Here is an 18,744-nt window from a genome sequence, read left to right as displayed (position 1 = left end):
TCCTATGCTGCGAGCTGCGGCCTGAAGAGGACGTCAACCGCGTAGCTCGTCGCGTTGAAGGTGTTGGTGGGGAAGAGGCTTCCGGATCCGTATGCATAAACGCCGTTCCCGCCGCTGGACGCAGATGACGGGGCGGTCAATGGCCCGTTGGTCACCGAACTGGCAAACAGGTTGGGATCGGCCGAGTAGTTGCCCGCAGTATGGTAGGATGCGACATAGGTTGTCCCCGCCGCTATCGTCACCGGCGTACCGAAATTGACCTGCTGCCAGCCGCTTGCTGTCTCGTTGGTAAAAGTGGCAGTGGCTAGCAGCGCGCCCGTGCTGCTCCATAGATCGGCAACGTGTGTGCCCGTATTGTTCGGGCCTTTGTAGAAGCGCAACCCGACAATGTCGCCTGTGGTGGAAGCCTGGAATTTCATGCCAAGTTCCACCGAACTTGGATCGTTGACGGAGACAATGCTCGGCGTGGGATTGGAGCTGAACAGGCTCACGGTGCTCGACGAGGGCGCCTGGACGGTGACGCTTGCTGTTGCGCTGGCGATACCACCGCGGCCATCGGAGATGGCATAGTTGAATGAGGCCGGTCCCGTATAGCCATTGGTTGGGGTGAACGTCACCGTGTTGTTCTGAGCGTTGAAACTGGCGGTGCCGTTGACGGCCCCACTGACCCCCGTGATCGTCAGAGCGTCCCCGTTAGGATCGGTATCGTTTGCTAGAAGTGATGTTCCGGGAATGCTAAGCGCCACGTCTTTGGTCGCGTTGAAGCCGCTATCGTTATTGGCGATCGGCGGCTGGTTGGTTCCGCCGCCGGAATTGCTGAAGACGACATCCACCCAATAGTTGGTGGCGTTGAACGTGCTCGTCGGAAACAGATTCGCGGTTCCATAGGTGTAGACACCATTGTTGCTCGCAGAGGCCGTAAGCGGCCCATTCGCGTGAGCAGTAGTGAAGTAGCTGGGCGTATCGGCATAGCGGCCGTTGCTATGGAAGCTTGCGATATAGGTGGTGCCAGGCGTGATCGAGACCGGACTACTGAAAGTGACGGTTTGCCAACCGCTGCTGGTCTCGTTGGTGAAGGTGGCGGTCGCCAGAAGCGTGCCTGTGCTACTCCACAGTGATCCGGTATGGGTGCCGGTGTCGTTCGCACTCTTATAATACTTGATGCCGGTAATCGTGCCGGCCGCGGAGGACGTAAATCGTACCCCCAAATTGACCTGCGACGTGTCGGAGTCCGATAGCACCGAGGGCCTATCGGAGGTCGAGAATAGACTGACCGTCGATGGAGTTGTGCTCACCACGATATTGAACATTTCGCTCGCGGAGAGGCTGCCGAGATCGGCGGCAGTCGCCTTCACACTGACGGTGCCGACATCCGCAGACGTCGGTGTGCCACTGAAAGTCCGCGTCGACGCGTTGAAGGTCAGCCAGGCAGGAAGTGGCGAGCCATCGGCGGCGGTTGCGGCGTAGGCGAGCGAATCGCCGGAATCGACATCGGTGAAGGTGCCGGCAGGCAGCGTCAGCGAGAACGCCGAGCCGACCGTTGCCGTTTGGTTACCGGTTTGGACCGCCAGCACCGGTGCGTCGTTGGCGCCATGAATCGTGATGGTGACCGTAGACGATGATGTCGCACCGGCAGAATCGCGCATCGTGTAATTGAAGGCATCAATCAGCGTATTGGTCGAGAGCCGCAATGCCTGCACGGCGGGATCCGTTTCATTGACCGTGTAGGTAAACGCGCCCAAGGCGTTGAGGACCAAGCTGCCGTGCGCGCCATTGAGCGACGATCCGAGCGTGCCAGACGTCGAGCCAAAGCTGACTGCGGTCACGGTCTTGGTGTCGCCGGAATCCGGATCGGTATCATTCGTCAGCACGTTCCCGGTGCCGGGCGAGCCACCCGTGCCATTGTTAGTCCCACCCTTCTCCGTGGCGTCGCCGGTATCGGCGACGGCAGTCGGCGGCCTGTTGGTGCCGCTGCTGGGGACAAACACCACGTCAGCCCAGTAGTTCGTAGAACCAAACGTACTCGTCGGGAAGATACCAGCCGTGCTGGTACCGCCGTAGGAATAGACGCCGTTGCCGCCAGATGTGGCGGACGAAGGCGCCGTCAAATTGCCGCTGGTAAAGGAATTGGCGAAGAAATTGTTCGTGGCGACATACGCACCATTGGTATGATACGAGGCGATATAGGTTGTATTGGCACTGATCGTGACGGGGGTCGCCAGATTGACCGTTTGCCAGCCGCTCGTCGTCGTGTTGGTGAAACTCGCGCTGGCAAGCTTGGTTCCGGTCGCGGTCCAGAGATCGACGAGATCAGCCCCTCTGTCGCTCGGACTACGATAGAATTTCAGCGCGGTGATTTGACCGGCCGTGGCGGAGGTAAACTTCACGCCGACTTCAAGCGGCGTGCCATCATTCAAACCGGTCTGCGCCGGTACGTTGGAAGCTGTGAAGAGGCTTCCTGTACCGCTCCCACCTGTGACGTTGACGCTGACCATGGCAGGTGTCGCCTGCATATTGACACTGTCATCAGTCGCGCGCGCTTCGATGACTCGCGTACCGGAGCCCGAAGCAAGCCACGTATAGCTCCAGTTCGTCGTGCCGCTCGCCGGGTGCCACGTCGTACCGCCATCAGTGGAAACTTCGATCCCGGCAACACGTCCGCCGGCGTCCGAGGCTGTGCCGGTGATCGTGACAGTCTGGCCCTGGCTGATGTTGGTCCCACCTGTCGGGGAGTTGATGACGGCTGTTGGCGCGGTATGGTCGGTGGACGCCTGGGCGCTCACAAGGCCCGCCTGCAACGTTTGCGGCATCACCCCCATCTCGGCGAGGAGATTCACCATCGATTGCTGCACGGCCGAGCTGACTGGGGCGGTAAGGCCCTTGTACGGAACGTATTGATCTGACAATCCCCACGGATACATGACCGTGCCGGCACCGAAAACCAAGGCACCGCTCTCGGGATCACGGTAGAGCGTAAGGTTGTGCGTGGCCGTCCCGGGGCCAGTGGTCAATCCATTATCCAGCAGCAAGGAGTTGACATTTCTTGTCGTCGACGACATGTCGATCAACCCGGCCGGCCGGAAGCCGTTGTCCAGATCACTGTCCCACTCATAGCCAAGCAGGCGCGTCAGCGTTCCTCCGTTGCCACTGGCAATGCTGGTGTTCCGCCAAAAGCGCAGCTGTGACATGCTTGCCGGAACAGTGATGTTGTCCAGCGTACCGATGTCGTCGACGGTAAAAATCGTACCGGAGAGAGAGTTTTCCGGAGTGCCAGGCCCATAAACCGGATCACGAAACAGGCCCGCTCCACCGTTGGCGGTGCCATTCGGGTCGAGCTGCGCGCCGCTCCATATGTCCTTGTACTCGACGATCGTTCGATTCGCCGTATGGTTCCCATCGAAGCTCGCAGCAAGCTCGATGTCCCAATAGATTTCGTTGCCGCTCAAGAAGGCGAGGTCGACTCCCGCGTCGCGGGCGGCAGTGACATTGGCAAACTGCGATTGCGACCAGTATTCGTCGTGGCCAGCGTCCATGTAGGCGCTGGCGTTCAGCAGCAATCCTGGTTTGGTTGCGGCATCGATGCCGGAAATGTAACTGGCGTCGTAGCCGTTCCGCTCCAACCAGTAGATCGCCGCGTATTCCTCGCCAAATAGGAAATCCGTCGGCTGAGCCAGGTTGGAGTTGACATTCATGGCGATCGGACGGTTGTAGCTAACGGCATACGCACGATCGCTATTGGTTCCGCTGGGACCTTGATACAGATTGTAGCCGCCCCAAGGATTGTACGCCTGCCATGTCGTGTCGCTGGTTTGGTACAAAACGTCCGAAAAGGTGCCGTCGTTGCGAACGATGAAAGGAATCATGTTCTGGAAATTGCCAGTGTCCGTCGTCAACTTCGCAAAATAGACGCCGGAAACGGCGGTGGCAGGAACTGTCCATGAATCCGTGATCGACCAATTTCCGGCATCAACGGTGTTGGTTGGATCATTAAAGAGCGGGGCCGGTTGGTTGGCAGCTCCTGCATGGTGCGTGCTGGTGATGAGGCGCGCGCCATTGCCGCCATAGTAGCCGAGTCTATAAACATCGAGAGTATAGCCGCTCGAGGCGGTATCGACCTTGAAGGAGACTGTCTGTCCCGCATTAGTGCTGATCTGTGTCGTGAAGCCTTCGATCTGCGAGTCACCTTGGTTATCGAAGGAGCCGTGGATCGCCCATACGCTCTCCGGCGTGCCCGCATTCTGATTCTCAGTGACGATTTTGTTGTTGGCGTCCGTGAACGTTGTGGTTGCCGTCTGGTGCCCGGAGGTTGCAGAGAGCTTCATAGTGGCGCCGGTGGCCCGACCATCGGCTGGGACCTGCCACCGCGCGACCACCGTGCCGTTGAGGAGACCATCCATGTCGCCGCTACCGCCGTCCGTGATGGTGAACGGCGTATAAATATCGGCGTTTCCGTCGATTCCCGGTGCACTCGGCAGGTCCGCGATCTGAAATGTAATCGGCGCGCCAAAGCGCGCACCGTTGGCAGTAAAAGTTGCAGTACTGCCAGGCGCATAGTCGGCATGGTCAGTTGTGACGGAGAGCGAACCAGCGGTGAGTGAATTGACGGCCGGCCCGCCAAGTACCCCGAGCGCCGATGCGGCGTCGGCTGACGGCAGGAACGGGACCTGCCTGTTGAACGAGACCTGCCTGCTCAACGTGGCGGTCGTGGACAATAAATCCACCAATCTTGCCTGAGTCGCCTGCCGGCCTGTGCCCGTCATCACATTGGACAGGTCTTCTGACCCGCCCGCGGGCGCGGCGCGCGGCCGATTCCAAAACCCCTCCCATGCGGGTAGACCGTAGCTGCCATCGATCGCATTCAGGATTGCCATGCGCGGCGAGTCGATGTCCGGCCAGCCGAGATCACCTTTTTCAACACTTTCTTGCGAAGAGAAAAGCCCTGCTTTTCGAGAAGCGCTCGCCCCTGGCATGGCCACCCTCCGTAGATTTCCGCAGAAATACATTTAATTTAAAATATCCGTTCACGTCAATTCAATGCGATATAAATTTATTGTTAATTTAAATCGGAACTCGCTTTGGCGGCGAAGATAGGCGCGGAGTCGCAAATTTTCACCCAGGTATTTGCCATACCCGCTTTTCTCCAACGCCTGGGCCAGCGCGAGGACCTGATCACGAACCTCCTCAAGGCACGCTCCGCCTCATCAAACGCGACCACGCCATATCGTTTCTCGGTCGCGCACGTGATAAGCAAAAACCGTTGCGCCCTCTTCACGTTCTTGCCGCCCTGGCAAGCAGTTCGCTCAGGCCATCGCCGAAGCAAATTATTGTCTCCAAGCACCATCGCCACACGATCGCTTCCGATGAAATCGGCATCGACAATAAAAGCGTCCGCGAGACCGGCGGGACGGGTTTGTTCCGCGTAGCTGAGCCGAATGCCCCATTGGCTGCCGTCACCCAACAACCGCTCGAACTGACACCGATCTGAAGGCGTGGTGATAATCAGAATTTCGCGGATCCCTGCCAACATCAGCGTCGACAGGGGATAGTAGATCATTCGGCTTGTCATAGATCGGGAGCAGCTGCTTGCTGACCACGCGCGTGATCGGATAGAGGCGCGTTCCGCTTCCGCCAGCCAGCACGATTCCCTTCAACATCGGTTTCTCCTCCTATTAGCTGGTCGAGACAGGCTTCTAGCGAATGGCGCCAAGGTGCCAATCGAATGCCGAACACGCGTTCGGCCTTCGATGAATCCAGGCGCGAGTTTCGTGGTCGACGTGCAGCGGTCGGAAACTCTTCAGTCGTGATCGCCTCGAGCGCCGGAATCCGCGCTCCACGACGGGACAATTCGCCGAAGATAGCCTGCGCAAAGTCGTACCAGCTTGCCTCGCCTTGACCGGCGAGATGAAAAATGCCGGCCGTGGTTCTCCGATCGTCCGCTACTGACCGTTCTGCGATCCGAAGGACGGCCTCCGCGAGGTCGAATGCGTAGGTCGGAGTTCCATGTTGGTCCCCAACAACCCTTACCATGGGCTGCGTCTTAGATAGCCGCAACATCGTTCGAACGAAGTTACCGCCATAGGGGCTGTAAATCCACGAGCACCTGATCACGGTCGCGAGCGGATGCGCGGCCAATACAGCAGCTTCGCCGGCAAGCTTTGACGCGCCGTAGACATTCAACGGAGCGGGAATGTCACTTTCCTCGTACGCATCCGGCTTTGCGCCGTCGAACACATAGTCGGTCGAGAGATGGATCAGCGGAATGTTCATCTGCCACGCGACATCTGCCAGCGCCGCCGCGCCGTCGCGGTTGATGCTAAACACCTTCGCTGGTTCGGATTCGGCTTGATCAACTGCCGTATATGCGGCCGTATTGATAATTGCAGATGGCGCGATCGACGCGATGAGTTTGTGGATTCCTTCGCGCTTCTCTAGATTGAGCTCTCGACGCCCGAGGGCCACCGCCGGCAGACCGCGCATTGCAGCGAGATCACGAAGACACGTCGCCAACTGACCATGCCGTCCGGCAATCAGGATGGGTCGATCTGTCATCTTCACCTCAGTGTTGGGCGGCCAGAAGACCGAGACGCGAGCCGTCATAGACACCGCAGCGAGCACGCTCCCACCATGCACGATTTTTGAGATACCATCCAACGGTTTCGGCTAAGCCTTGTTCGAAGGTTCTCGTCGGTTCCCAACCAAGTTCGCGATGTGCCTTTGACGCGTCGATTGCATAGCGGGCATCACCGCTTTCACTTTCCAACTGGATGGCGATGTGCTTGCCGAAGCTGGGTGATGAGCGCCGGAGATCAACAGCAATATCGTGAATAGCTCCGTTCAACACCCGTATGAGCTTCGCCTGGGCGAAGGGCGGTCGCTGGAAATGCAAGCCGCGTACAGTACCGATCCGATCCGAGCTGGACTGATTATCCTGAACGAAGTCATGGAGAATTCCTTTTGCTACAAACGCCGATCGCTGGAACGTTTCACAGAAGTAGCCGCGGGCGTCGGAAAACCGATTTGGGCGAACTACTTTGACATCAGGGATCGCAAAGGATCGCAGTTCCAGCATTGGGTACCCTCCTGCCCGCCCTCAATTCGGATCGGGCGTCGATGCGCTGGACCATAATCCGGATGGAATTAAGTTCCCGCCCTCTCGATCCGCTTCCAAACGCACATATTATTTCCGATGGTATACTGACCAACCGCAAACCACTGAAATACCTTCCATTTAATCCATGCAGATCAAAAAGACACAGCCAAACTTATTGTTTTTCAGTCTGGCTCCAATTAATATATTTTTGATTTAAATTGGCAAGCGGATTTTTATAAGATATATAATTCGTCGCCGTCTCGCTGGCCGCTTTAAATGTGGTCTGCGGGCGGGCGCCCGCAACGTGACCCACCGTCCGACAGGTACGTGATGCTTCAGAGCAATCTTCAACACACGGATAATCTTCGGCCGCCGGCGAACCTGGCACAACTCGCTCAGGCAGATGGCGGAGGAATCAGCGACGTCATCAATTTCGCAATGGGGCTGCTACGACGCCAATACCTCGTAATCCTTGTCACTGCTGCACTCGGCACTGCGGCCAGCACGCTCTATCTTCGGTTGGTGTCTCCAACTTATACCGCGCAGGTTCAGATCCTGTTGGCTAATCCAAGGCCCCAATTTGTCCAGCAGCAATCACTCCTCGCCGAGCCGGCCTTCGATCTCAATCAAATCGAGACCCAGCTTCAGCTCCTGAGATCAAAGGCCACTGCGGTTGCGGTCATCGACCAGCTGAAACTGGCGGACGATCCGGACTTCGATGGGTCAGGGGTGTCTCTACAGTCGCTCTGGCAGCGAATTCGGTCATGGACCTCGACTCGATCGAAGAAAAATGCGACATCCGATACGCATACCGAACCATCAGACCCTATCGTAGACGCATTTCTCGATCGGCTTTCGGCAGGGCGTGTCGGCCACAGCAGCGTCATCGAGATCAGCTTTAATTCGAGCACCGCAACCCGGGCGGCGGAGATCGTCAACGCCGTAGCGAATACCTATGTTGCGGATCAGCTCAATGGGAAATTCGATGCCAATCGCAGGGCAACAAGCTGGCTGCAGGAGAGACTGCGCGATCTCGGCGACCAAGCCCTCGCTGCACAACGTGCCGTCGACGTCTACAAGACCCAGAACAATATCGTTTCTTTGGACGGAAAGCCCATCGACGAACAGCAGATCACAGAAATCAACAATCGATTGGCTGCCGCGCGCGCGCAGACCTCTGAGGCCACGGCCAAATTGGCTCGCTATGAAGCACTCCTTGCCTCCGATCCGACAAAGCCGTCCTCGATGGGCAATCTGGACGCTATCGGAGCCGATGCGACAAACAGTCTGATCATCAACGGGCTGCGTCAGCAGTATCTAGAACTCATAAGACGTGAGGCCGAGTTGACGGCCAGGGTGGGTCGCGACCACTTGGCAGTCGTCAGTGTCCGGAACCGCGCGCGGGAATTTCGCGTCTCCATTCTCGACGAAGTCAGGAGACTTGCCGAAGTCAGCCGAAGCGAATTCGAATTCGCCAAACAGCGCCAGCAAGAGATCGAAAAGCAACTGTCCAAGGCCGTTTCGCAGTCCCGTTCAGTCAATTCAGCCGAGCTGACTATCAAGGAGTTGGAAAGCCGGGCAAAGGGCTTGCGTAGCTTGTACGAGACCTTCCTGCAGCGTTACATGGGCTCCGCGCAGCAGGAGACATTTCCCGTCTCGGAAACGCGGGTACTTTTCCCGGCTTCACCGCCATGGAGCAAGAGCAAGCCAAAGACCAGCCTGGTGCTGGCGTTAGGCATTTTAGGCGGTCTCGCGCTGGGCGTCGGCTTGGCGCTCCTCAGAGACATCATGGACCGTGTCTTTCGTACCTCTTCACAACTGGAAACTGTGCTGGAATTGCCTTGCCTGTCTTTGGTCCCATTGTTACCGGCCCGCAAATCCGGGAAGCCACCAGTTCGCTCCCAGCCAACCGATGAACAACGGATAGTTCCGTCTCCAACGGCAATTCATCAGACCGTGGTCGGAATGCCGCTATCTCGCTATACCGAGGCCATTCGTTCTATTAAGCTAGCCATCGACCACAATCCGGCGAAAATTTCCTCTCAGGTCATCGGCATTACCTCGGCCCTGCCGAATGAGGGGAAGACTACGATTGCAGCCTCGCTCGCGCAATTGATCGGGCACACCGGCAAGAAAGCTATCATCGTCGATTGCGACCTCAGGAATCCCTCACTTTCTGCTATTTTTGCGCCCAAAGCGGTCGCCGGAATAATCGAAGTTGCGAACGGCAGCCGCTCCCTCGCGGACGCTATCTGGCGGGATCCGACCACCAATCTTGCATTTCTACCCGCCGTGCGGCGGGGACCTCTGCTTCACACCAGCGAAATTCTGTGCGCCGACGCGATAAGCAAGTTGTTCGACCGCTTGCGAGCTGACTATGACTACGTCATTGTCGACCTTCCTCCCTTGACCCCGTTGGTTGATGTCCGAGCCACTTCATCTCTCATAGACGGCTATATTCTAGTTGTTGAATGGGGCCGCACCAAAATTGATGTCGTCCAGCACGCACTGCACACGGCACCCAACGTTCACGAATTGCTGATTGGGACAGTTCTCAGCAAAACGGATACCAAGGCCATGGCTCGATACGACGGGCACCGGAGCTACTACTATCATGATAGCCACTACATCCGTTATGGTCTTTCCGGCTCTTGAGGCTGTCTCGTAGCGGTCTCCCCGTTCTCCGGCTGGCGGATCAGCGGAGTGGCCGCACCACAAGATGGTGTTTACATGCTAATCTGGCTTGTCATGCTAGCCGAGCTAGTGGCGATTACCGCGGCGCTCGCAATACCGGAAAGCGTGCAAAGCTGGGTGTTGGCGTCGTCCATACTTGCAACAGCGGCACTCATTGTAGCGATCTTTCCATCATCCAGCTCCCTCGGGCTCGCCAGGCTGCTCCGGCCTGGTCTGGTCGTTGTACTCGCGGCTCCCGCGCTCTGGATGGCGCTACAGGCAGTGCCGATGCCCGTGGACACACTCGGCAATCCGATCTGGGCGACTGCATCGGCGGCCTTGAACGAGCCTCTCGCCGAAAAAATCACGGTCGATACTGGGGCAACTGTGTTCTCGCTCGCGCACTATTGCGCTGTGCTCGCCGCAGCCCTCGTCACTGCGGTCATCACGCTTGATCGATATCGCGCAGCGCAAGTCCTGCATATTCTGCTGTCGATAGCCACGATTGCCACGGCCATGTGGTTCGGCAAGGAAACAACTGGTATTGCTGGGCCCAATGACTCAACCGTCGCAGTGCTTGGCATCTTGCTCTCCTGCGCGACCTCAATACGCGCGTCCGATCAAATAGCGCGGCACAGTCGGCCAGGAACAATTGCGCCAGCTCCGCTCCTTTCTATGTTCGCCGCGACCATCGCACTGATTGTCTGCTTGGCCGCGCTGCTCATTCGGACCAACTCCACCGCCGTCGTCGCCGCCCTCCTCGGATCAGGAATCTTGCTTTCAGTGTTCGCTATTCGCAGATGGTGCTTGGGCTTGTGGGGTACGGCTGGCGTTTTCGCAACCGCCGCAATATTCTTTATTGCCAGCGTAACGGTTATTCCGTTCAGGACGAACACCGATGTGACGATCGCCTTGTCAACGAGCAATCAGATCGCGACAGAACGGATGCTACAGGACGTCAGGCCAGCGGGATCCGGCGCCGGCGCTTCGACGGTCCTTTTGCCGCTTTATCGGGACATTGGAATCGGCGCCCCGCGAGAAAGGCCAACGGCTGCCGCCGCAATGGTTATTGACATGGGCCGGGCGTTCCTTTGCGGCCTTGTAGTTATAGCGACGCTCGGCGCTTGTATTCTGATCAGGCGTTCTCTGTCACGAGCTTACGACTACGTATACCCAGCCTTGGGCGCCGGCGCTTCGATTGCACTGACGATACTGGCCTTTGCCGACCATGGAATTCTGGATTTGGGCGCATCGCTTTTGGTCGCCGCGCTTTTTGGGCTGGCGTTCGGTCAAAGCGTCCCCGGTGCGGGCCGTGAGGCCATATCCTTGGAATCGAAAGAGGCTTCGGACTGGATGGCCGGTCCAGTTCCGGCGTCTCGTCCAAGGCTCGCGCCAGTGTTTGTCAGCCTTTGGCCGCGCGTTGCCCTGGCGGTGCTTGGAATAGCGCTGATCATCCAGACGATATGGATGGTCCTCCCTGGGTGGTATCTCGGAGGGCAGCCTTCTTTGTCGGCAGCTGTTTCGGCCCCAGCAGCATGGCCAAACGAGATCTCGAAACCAGTTTCGGTTGCGGCAGCGCGTGAAGAGTTTTGGATCCGAGGGGAATCACCATCCCGTGGAGATCCGGCTCTCGCCGCGGACGAGCAAAAGACGGAACTTCCGGCAGCGTCGAATGCGTTTGCCCGCGCTCTGCACTCGTCGCCCCTCCGCGGCGACTTTTGGCTCATGCTCGCGGCGGCGTCGAAACAGAATTCGATCCAGACGCCAGCCATGCTCAAGATGTCGTATTACACTGCGCCGAACGATCTGGATCTGCTTCCGCTAAGGCTATCCGTCGCGCTCGCTACAGATGCTGTGGTACGGGACCTTGAATTTCGGGACTTGATCAAGCGGGACGTCAGCCTCGTCGTTACGCGCCGACCTGCTATCAGACCAGCTCTTGTGGCCGCGTACCGGTCAGCCTCGGCCGAGGGGAAGATCTACCTCGAGAACCTGATTTCGGAGCTCGATCCGACCTACCTCGACAACATGCGCGCGCGGAATTCCCGACAGTGATCTCGATAGGATCTTCTGAGCAGTGCGACATATTTAAATGGCAGAAGCCGGGATTTTTCTCTTGATAAAACCGATTAATTAATAATATATTAAATATTAACTCGTGGATGTCCCGGCAATGAATTTCGTGAACCGACATTTCCCCGATCGGGAGGTTAAGGATCGTGTCAGGCCCGGGCCGAGAGTATCCCGCCAGCACAAATGGCCTCTCCGTTACGACTCGATCGAATACGTGGTGCTCTGTGCCGATATTGCGACCATTGTTTTTGCGAGCGTCGTTTCGACGTGGCTGTGCCAGGCTCGGAATGGGTGGGCTGCAGGCGACTTAAGCGACGCACTTGGCTTGGCGCTAGTCAGCGCAGCATGTCTCGTTTGCCTCTTGAAGACCCACGGCCTTTATCGGCCAGCTGAGCTTCTCGTCCTCCGAAGTCAGATGCGCGCCGTCTGGATGGCATGGGCGTCATCGTTGCTCTTGATATGGGCCGGGCACGGCCTTGCAATTGGTCCGGGCTTTTCTCAGCAAGCAGGCACACTTTTCGCTATCCTGGGCCTAGGCTTGCTGATGGCCGAGCGGTGGGGGGCGAGAGCGCTTCTTGGAAGGGGCCTGAGCGGCAGAAAATTCGCCACCACAAACATTGCTCTGGTCAGCGACCAGCCGCCATCGAAAAGCGCCGGACTGTCTGAAACGCTGGCGATGCATGGTTATTGTGTCCGAGGCCGGTTCAGCTTGCCCCCAGTCGGCTTCGGTCCTGCCTGTCGAAGGCGGCTCACTGCTCGCGTGATTGAGTACATTCGCAGTTCCGAGCTCGACCATGTGGTGGTGGAAGCGAACCCGGAACGATGGCCCGAACTTCGGGCCTTCGTTGCCGACTTGCGGGTCTTGCCGCTACCGGTCGTGTTCGTGCCGGTCGGTACGACATCCGAACTGCTTCGACATCCTACGCGAAGTCTTGGAAGTGCCGTTTGTGTTGAACTCCAGCGTGGTCCTCTTACGCCGCTCGACTGTGCGACCAAGCGAATGATTGATCTTTTCGGCGTGGGGCTCGCCTTGACGATATTTGCCCCGCTGCTTGTGCTGGCCGCACTTGCGATCAAGCTGGATTCTCCTGGCCCTGTATTCTTTCGACAACAACGCTGCGGCTTTAACGGCCGGACCTTCTTGATGCGCAAATTTCGGACGATGCATGTGCTCGAAGACGGGCCTGTGATCCTTCAGGCCAACCGCGCCGATCGACGCGTTACCCGCGTCGGCAAATGGCTGCGCCGGACAAGCTTCGACGAACTGCCACAGCTGCTGAATGTACTCGACGGCAGCATGTCACTGGTGGGCCCTCGTCCTCATGCCTTGGCTCACGACGGAGAATTTGACAAGCTGGTGCGCAACTATGCCCTTCGCCGCAGGGTCAGGCCGGGATTGACCGGGTGGGCTCAAGTCCACGGCTGCCGCGGCCCGACTCCCACAGCGGTCATGGTCGAAACACGTGTGCAATATGATCTCTGGTACATCGACAACTGGAGCCCTCGGTTGGATCTCGCAATCTTGCTGCGAACGCCCGTGGAAGTGCTGCGTGGCCGCAATGCCTACTAGGCGCACAGATTTATGTGGTTGCGCCGGCTAGCTTGCCGCCGATCATTGCCGATCCGGTCAGCCCCGCTGACGAAGCTTAGGACCCGCTTCGCCTATGCGAAAGTCCTCGACCCTTCGACCAGACTTCACTGCTGCAACCAACCACCGCGGCCGCTTGCCGCGCCCTGACCAGGTCTCGGACGTCTGTGGATTCCGATACTTCGGCAGAACTCGCGGATATTTTCGCCTCTGCTTGCCGGTCGGAGACGCGCCTGCGCCACGGGAATCCGCTAGTACAGCCATCCCGCCCCCGAGAGCTGCTAAGCGCTTTTCCAGTTCGTGCTTCTCCGCTTTGATCCGCTCAGACAACATCCCGCTAATTTCCTCATGAAGCGACCAGAGATCGTCAAGAGACATGGATTCTAGTTCGAGTTTCTTAGCCGACATAGGCTCACCTTTTAGTTGCGATCATCTAATATTGGCCCGATTGACATTAATCAAGACAAAAAGCAAAATTATCCCCGCAAAATGCGCGGAACCGACTGGAACCTTCGTTCCAGATAGCTGCGTCTCGGTTATTAATCAAGTCTGGAAGATGAGTGATCCGCAGAATTTAACCGCGGAGAAGTAATTTCGCGCGCCCAGCGCAGGGCCGCGGAACACATCAAACATCAAACCGGGACCTGGGGGATGAGATCAAGCCGGCCGCGTGAACAACTTTCCGCGCCGCAGCCTCAAGAAGGACGCTTGACGCGCGGAGGCGCCCCTCCTTCGTCTGGGCATCCTTATTACCGTACGGTCGTCCCATACCCGCAGACGGCAGCGAATAACTTCGATATCCCGCAGTGCACGCTGCCTGAGCTCGATTTGGGCCATCAGAGCCTGGACGTCCGAAAATGAAGCCGAGGGAACAATAAATCGGCTGACTGAATCTTGAAGACGTTCAAGAGGAAGTTCGATCAAGACCACTCCTCCATCCGCAATTTCTTTGCTTGTCGAAAGCATTAATAAATAATCGTCGCAATAACTATTAAATCATATATAATAATTTTACTGTCAGGTCAATTCCGGTGCTGACTTCGTCAATCGTTCATTCGCGGCTCGGGTCACGATACTCGAATGTAGAAGATGATAGATGGACAACCAGTCAGTCGAACGGTGACGAGAATGCTATGCGCAAGCAGGATCTCGAAGCTATGGATTTTGAGGAACTTTGGCTTCTCCACGAGGAGCTGACCAAGATTCTCGCTGAAAAGATAACCGCCGAGAAGCGGGAACTGGAGAAACGTCTTGCGCAACTCAACCAACCCGAGCAGTTGGGCCAAGCTGGAAGCGGGGCGGCGGAGACGAGCCAACCCCCGCGCCGCAAATATCCCAAGGTCGTGCCCAAATACTACAACCCGCTGCAGCCGACAGAGACTTGGTCAGGACGTGGCAAACAGCCTCGGTGGCTGGTAGCCGCCCTCCAATCAGGCCACACGCTGGAGGAGTTCAGAGTCCGCGAGACCGGCGAATCGTCAGACCGTAACGCTCATGATCGAGAGCACTCCTGACCCGGCTTGCGATCGCAAAATTTTACCGCTGATCTGTCAGACGTCGCTGTCGACCCTAGACTTTTCCCGCACGAGCCACCGTAGCCGCCTTCCACAGAAACTGTAAGGTGTCCGCTCTCGGCATCGACCACAATCCACGGCGCGCGCTGGTTTGCGCGTGATCAACGGTCGCCTCCCGCCGGTAGTTCCTGAGGTCCAGGACCGTCATTGCCAGGAGGGGCAGACGTGAGGCCGGAAAGCGCGCTTGCATCAATTGACGAATAAGCTGTAGGCGCGGAATTAGTCGGGAGCGCAGCGCGTGCGGAATCTCGACTCCAAGCAGCGCAGCGAGAGCGATCAGCTGGGTTTCGATTGCGTTTTGAATCAGTTTGCCAGAGGCAATGGAGGTAAGTTCCTTCCAGTCAAGGCCCCCGACGAAATTGTTCAGATCTCGTAACTCAACAAGATGTCGCAGATCGATATCGCCGAGCCAGTAACCATAGTCCTGAAATTGATCATGCATGATCAGCGTGAGCGCCTGGTAAGTTGGTTTGGGAATATGCACCCTCCCCCGTCCCAACGTGACCGGAACGCAGTGGCTCAGAGCAAGTCCGGGGCCGCGGTAGAGATACGCCGGGCCGGGAGCGCTCTGCTGCAGATCGATGGCTCCGACGTCCCGCGGCCGATTCAGGTCGGCACACCATCTCTGGCTTCCGGGGGGCGCCTGTTCATGAATCTCGTAGCCAATTGCCCTCAGAGCGGCGACTGCGCCTTCGATTTCTTTCGGCTGAACCAAAATATCAAGATCAGACATCAACCGAACGCCTCGCCGTCCAACAGGCGTGGTAGCCAGCGTCGCTGCCCCCTTGAACAATATTGGCGTAATTCCGTGGCCATTCATCGCAACGACGGTTTCCTCGAGTTGAGCGACCAACCGATTGTTGCGCAGCACGTTTCGGCGATAGATCTCGCGGATATACGCGCAGACGTCGTCCGGCAACACCGATGCAAATTGATCGACGAAGTCAATAAGCGCGGGCGTCGTCAACGTCTGGTTTGCGAGGCCGATTACGGACGTCCACTCCACATCGGCAGGCGGCAAACCTCGAAGGCAATTACAGAGGCTCGTCAGTGCCGCACTATGCTTTGCCATTGTACAAGTCCATCAGCAGCGCCCGGGCCTCTCCCGACTGGGAGTAGGTAAGCTGAAACGATCGCGCGCCGGCGACAATCCGCTTCAAAGCAAAAAACCCGGCCTGCGACAGCCTTCCGTCGGCGGCAAATGCGCCGTCAATGAGCCGCTTCATCGAATCCAGCTGATCCAGCGATGCCAGCTCGGCCGTGCCGCTCGCAACCCGGTTCAAAAAAATGATCCAACTCGCAGAAAGGCTTCCAATGTGCGCGTTCCGAATAGGCAAGTATCGCACCTGAGCGCCGTCGGCCCTGCAATGCGTGACGCCGTCCCAACTGCTATGCAACAGCGACAACAACTCCCATGACCCTTCCTTGAGAGTGAGAGCAAATGGAAATCCACAGACCGCGCCATCATCACCAATCAGCGCAACATCGTCACCGGCATACTGAAATCCTGCGTCCACCAATTGCAGTGTAAGCGTCGACTTGCCGGCTCCCGGCTCGCCGCACAACAGCAAGCCAGTCCCGCAATTCGCAAGAGACGCGGCATGGAGGGCGAAGCCCGATCGATCGCTTCGAATAAGCCGCTCGGTCAAGTACGCTTTGACTGTAGGTGCAAGTGCTTCAATTTCACATCTGTGGACGCCCCCGTCAATTCCTCGGAAGAACACTCGATCGTCCAGCAGCATCGCCTCGATTGTGATATCGTTTTCGCCATCCTCATTGTCCAGGATGCAAAATAGCGAAACCAACCGCTGCAAGAGCTTCCGATTGTCAGCCCGGACACTGATACGATGCCGCCCTAAAATGGCTGAGAAGGCACAACTGGCCGAGATTTGCCAATCGACGTCGAGCAGCCCTTGATCTGTCCAAGCGTCTATAGCCTGCCACGTGAACCGGCGCGCAGCGTGCTCAACAATGTCCAGCTCTCCGAGCTCCCGATAAACGGTTGCCAAAGAAGCGCCTTCTGCCAACTTGCACCAGATAAATGCACCCAGCTGGTCCAGCTGATAGATGTTCTGCCTTGTCTCACTAAATAGCACCGGTCGGCCATCCAGCAGTGCGAAGACTGCATCCACAGCTGGCCTCAACACCACTTTTTCTGATGATTTTTCGAGCACGGCTCCAGCCAACATGAGCAGTATTCAATCTCGTCACCGTGCCGAGCCAGCCGCGACGAAATCTGCGATGCACTATTCCACAGCCCTCGATGGAACGAACAGCCGCCTCAGATCCAAGCCCAGCATCTAGCGTGGGCACACATCACTTCGAAAATGGCCAGACACCGGCGGGTCAAGCAGCCAACTGATTGCCCTCGCCTGTTCTGGTTCGAGAATTGTTCACCACATCTTCTGTACAATCGCTGTGCAGCACAGCTAATCGGTGAGCGTCCAGCAGATACCGGTAGGCTTCACGATCGGCACTACGCTCTTTTAAAATTCGTTCTCTCTCACTGATGATTATTAATTGGTCGCGCGTTTTGGCGAACTGCAGCGTAGCGGAGCCGATGTTGCGCTTGTTATGATTTGATTCCCACATGGTTCCCTCCCAGCACAGCACAACTTACAAAGTTAGCTTACGTCATGCGGTAGAATTGACAATAAATATTCGCGGCCTCAAATATAATAAAAATGCGCCGTATGATTGAACCTGCACCATCCCCCTTGATACCAAGGGGCGCTTGTAGAAGGCGCCCAGATACCCGCCGACGATTAGCCGGCTCCATCAACGGCAGATATCCATCGAGCCTTATTCCGATTTACAGAACGCATACGCTCGAATCATTCGAGCAAATGCGATTTAATTTGCAAATTGATTTTTTCGAAGCGAACATATGACGAAGTGAAGAACGGGGAGTGAAGCTGTCGAGAAGCGCCGTCACCGGCATCTCTCATGGCGCCAAGCAAACGCCCAGTGCCCGATGCCGCTAAGTAAACAGCACTCCCACTCAAGCCAGCCGGTTTCCGATCAGCAGCGAGCAATATCTAGGAAAGGCCTACATGGGTATGATTATGGTCAAGTGCCCCCAAACCGGTCACGTTATTCCCACCGGTATCATGTCCGATCGTGAGACATTTCTGCGAAGCGTCGTGTTTTTCGGCAATACTCATTGTCCAATTTGCCGCGCCAATCACAATTGGTTTGCTCGCGAGGCTTGGGTGGAAGAGCCGGTCACTCAGCTTGTCAAGTTGTTCGGAGGGGCGCCGTCGTGCTGATGTCGAATATCGTCGGCGTATACGTCTAGCCGAATTAACGATGGAATGCGGACCGGATGGATAACCTTATTTGGCACCGCGCTTGCTGAGTTCTATTGCGTTCCCCCTTCCGATCCGTGGAAAGGAACTTGGCCGCGCCTGATAGAAGCGAAATGATGCGCTTCTCAATGGAGACTGTTGCTATCCCGCTTCGGCCAGATCCGCAGCGGCTATGTGCAGTTGAGAGATCGGGGTCCTACCTCCTCTCAGCTGATCGCTATCATGGTCGTTTCGCCCTCACCGGGTAGAATCGCCTAGCTTCAAACTTCGCAGGCGACCGCGCTAAGCGGGGATGCGGATCTCGTTCATCGGCCCGATCGCCGATAACGGCTCCTGCAAAACATTAAACGACTGGTCGCCTGCAAATTGTCCGAGCGAGAGAAGCCGCAGCGAATCTCCGCTGCGGTTCTCGACAGGAGGCGCGCCGCCTGGATGTGG

At 57.2% G+C, this 18,744-nt stretch carries 14 protein-coding genes; 5 read left to right on the top strand and 9 right to left on the bottom strand.

Features of this window, described 5'->3' with window-relative positions; translation table 11 throughout:
* Positions 1-2 precede the first annotated feature (2 nt).
* The 5 genes from IVA74_RS08460 to IVA74_RS08445 form a co-directional block, all read right to left on the bottom strand.
* Positions 3-4,970, bottom strand: coding sequence for a DUF4082 domain-containing protein (locus IVA74_RS08460; RefSeq protein WP_247341580.1), 4,968 nt, complete (start codon positions 4,968-4,970; stop codon positions 3-5).
* An 83-nt stretch (positions 4,971-5,053) separates the two neighbouring features.
* Positions 5,054-5,527: a sugar phosphate nucleotidyltransferase gene (locus IVA74_RS08455; protein WP_247445479.1), complete on the bottom strand. Its 474-nt coding sequence runs from the start codon at positions 5,525-5,527 to the stop codon at positions 5,054-5,056.
* Positions 5,451-5,654 (bottom strand): sugar phosphate nucleotidyltransferase, encoded by a 204-nt coding sequence (locus IVA74_RS40850; RefSeq protein WP_247445441.1) that lies wholly within the window; start codon positions 5,652-5,654, stop codon positions 5,451-5,453. The genes IVA74_RS08455 and IVA74_RS40850 overlap by 77 nt, the downstream gene beginning before the upstream one ends.
* Complete coding sequence (gene rfbD, locus IVA74_RS08450; protein ID WP_247341578.1) at positions 5,563-6,549, bottom strand: dTDP-4-dehydrorhamnose reductase; 987 nt, start codon at positions 6,547-6,549, stop codon at positions 5,563-5,565. Before rfbD ends, IVA74_RS40850 begins: the two co-directional genes overlap by 92 nt.
* Positions 6,550-6,556: 7 nt before the next feature.
* Complete coding sequence (locus tag IVA74_RS08445) at positions 6,557-7,069, bottom strand: dTDP-4-dehydrorhamnose 3,5-epimerase family protein (RefSeq protein WP_247341576.1); 513 nt, start codon at positions 7,067-7,069, stop codon at positions 6,557-6,559.
* Positions 7,070-7,420: 351 nt separating this feature from the next.
* Here IVA74_RS08445 and IVA74_RS08440 point away from each other — a divergent pair, with 351 nt between their 5' ends.
* The 3 genes from IVA74_RS08440 to IVA74_RS08430 all read left to right on the top strand — a co-directional run bounded on the left by IVA74_RS08440 (position 7,421) and on the right by IVA74_RS08430 (position 13,406).
* Complete coding sequence (locus IVA74_RS08440) at positions 7,421-9,745, top strand: AAA family ATPase (protein WP_247341653.1); 2,325 nt, start codon at positions 7,421-7,423, stop codon at positions 9,743-9,745.
* Positions 9,746-9,793: 48 nt separating this feature from the next.
* Entirely contained in the window at positions 9,794-11,818 is a 2,025-nt protein-coding gene (locus IVA74_RS08435) for a hypothetical protein (protein ID WP_247341574.1), read from the top strand.
* Between the two features lie 127 nt (positions 11,819-11,945).
* Complete coding sequence (locus tag IVA74_RS08430; protein WP_247341650.1) at positions 11,946-13,406, top strand: exopolysaccharide biosynthesis polyprenyl glycosylphosphotransferase; 1,461 nt, start codon at positions 11,946-11,948, stop codon at positions 13,404-13,406.
* Between the two features lie 57 nt (positions 13,407-13,463).
* On the opposite strand, the gene IVA74_RS08425 is transcribed toward IVA74_RS08430, so the two are convergent.
* Positions 13,464-13,832 (bottom strand): H-NS histone family protein, encoded by a 369-nt coding sequence (locus tag IVA74_RS08425; protein ID WP_247341572.1) that lies wholly within the window; start codon positions 13,830-13,832, stop codon positions 13,464-13,466.
* Positions 13,833-14,557: 725 nt separating this feature from the next.
* On the opposite strand from IVA74_RS08425, the gene IVA74_RS08420 reads away from it, so the two are divergent.
* Positions 14,558-14,938, top strand: coding sequence for an H-NS histone family protein (locus tag IVA74_RS08420; RefSeq protein ID WP_247341570.1), 381 nt, complete (start codon positions 14,558-14,560; stop codon positions 14,936-14,938).
* Positions 14,939-14,993: 55 nt separating this feature from the next.
* Here the strand turns inward: IVA74_RS08420 and IVA74_RS08415 are convergent, their stop codons facing one another.
* From IVA74_RS08415 to IVA74_RS08405, 3 genes are all read right to left on the bottom strand, one after another.
* Positions 14,994-16,070 carry a nucleotidyltransferase family protein gene (locus IVA74_RS08415; protein WP_247341568.1) on the bottom strand — a complete coding sequence of 359 codons (1,077 nt, stop codon included), beginning with the start codon at positions 16,068-16,070 and terminating at the stop codon, positions 14,994-14,996.
* The gene (locus IVA74_RS08410; RefSeq protein WP_247341566.1) at positions 16,057-17,187 is read right to left on the bottom strand and encodes a serine/threonine protein kinase; all 1,131 of its coding nucleotides are present in this window, start codon (positions 17,185-17,187) and stop codon (positions 16,057-16,059) included. Before IVA74_RS08410 ends, IVA74_RS08415 begins: the two co-directional genes overlap by 14 nt.
* A 157-nt stretch (positions 17,188-17,344) precedes the next feature.
* Complete coding sequence (locus IVA74_RS08405; protein WP_247341563.1) at positions 17,345-17,590, bottom strand: hypothetical protein; 246 nt, start codon at positions 17,588-17,590, stop codon at positions 17,345-17,347.
* A gap of 461 nt (positions 17,591-18,051) precedes the next feature.
* Between IVA74_RS08405 and IVA74_RS08400 the strand changes: the two genes are divergently transcribed.
* A complete protein-coding gene (locus tag IVA74_RS08400) occupies positions 18,052-18,267 on the top strand; it encodes a hypothetical protein (RefSeq protein WP_247341561.1) in 216 nt (71 codons plus the stop codon).
* Positions 18,268-18,744: the final 477 nt, after the last annotated feature.

The organism is Bradyrhizobium sp. 132 (assembly GCF_023074185.1).
In the GTDB taxonomy this organism is placed as follows: domain Bacteria; phylum Pseudomonadota; class Alphaproteobacteria; order Rhizobiales; family Xanthobacteraceae; genus Bradyrhizobium.
This window is presented reverse-complemented; position numbering and strand designations above follow the sequence as displayed.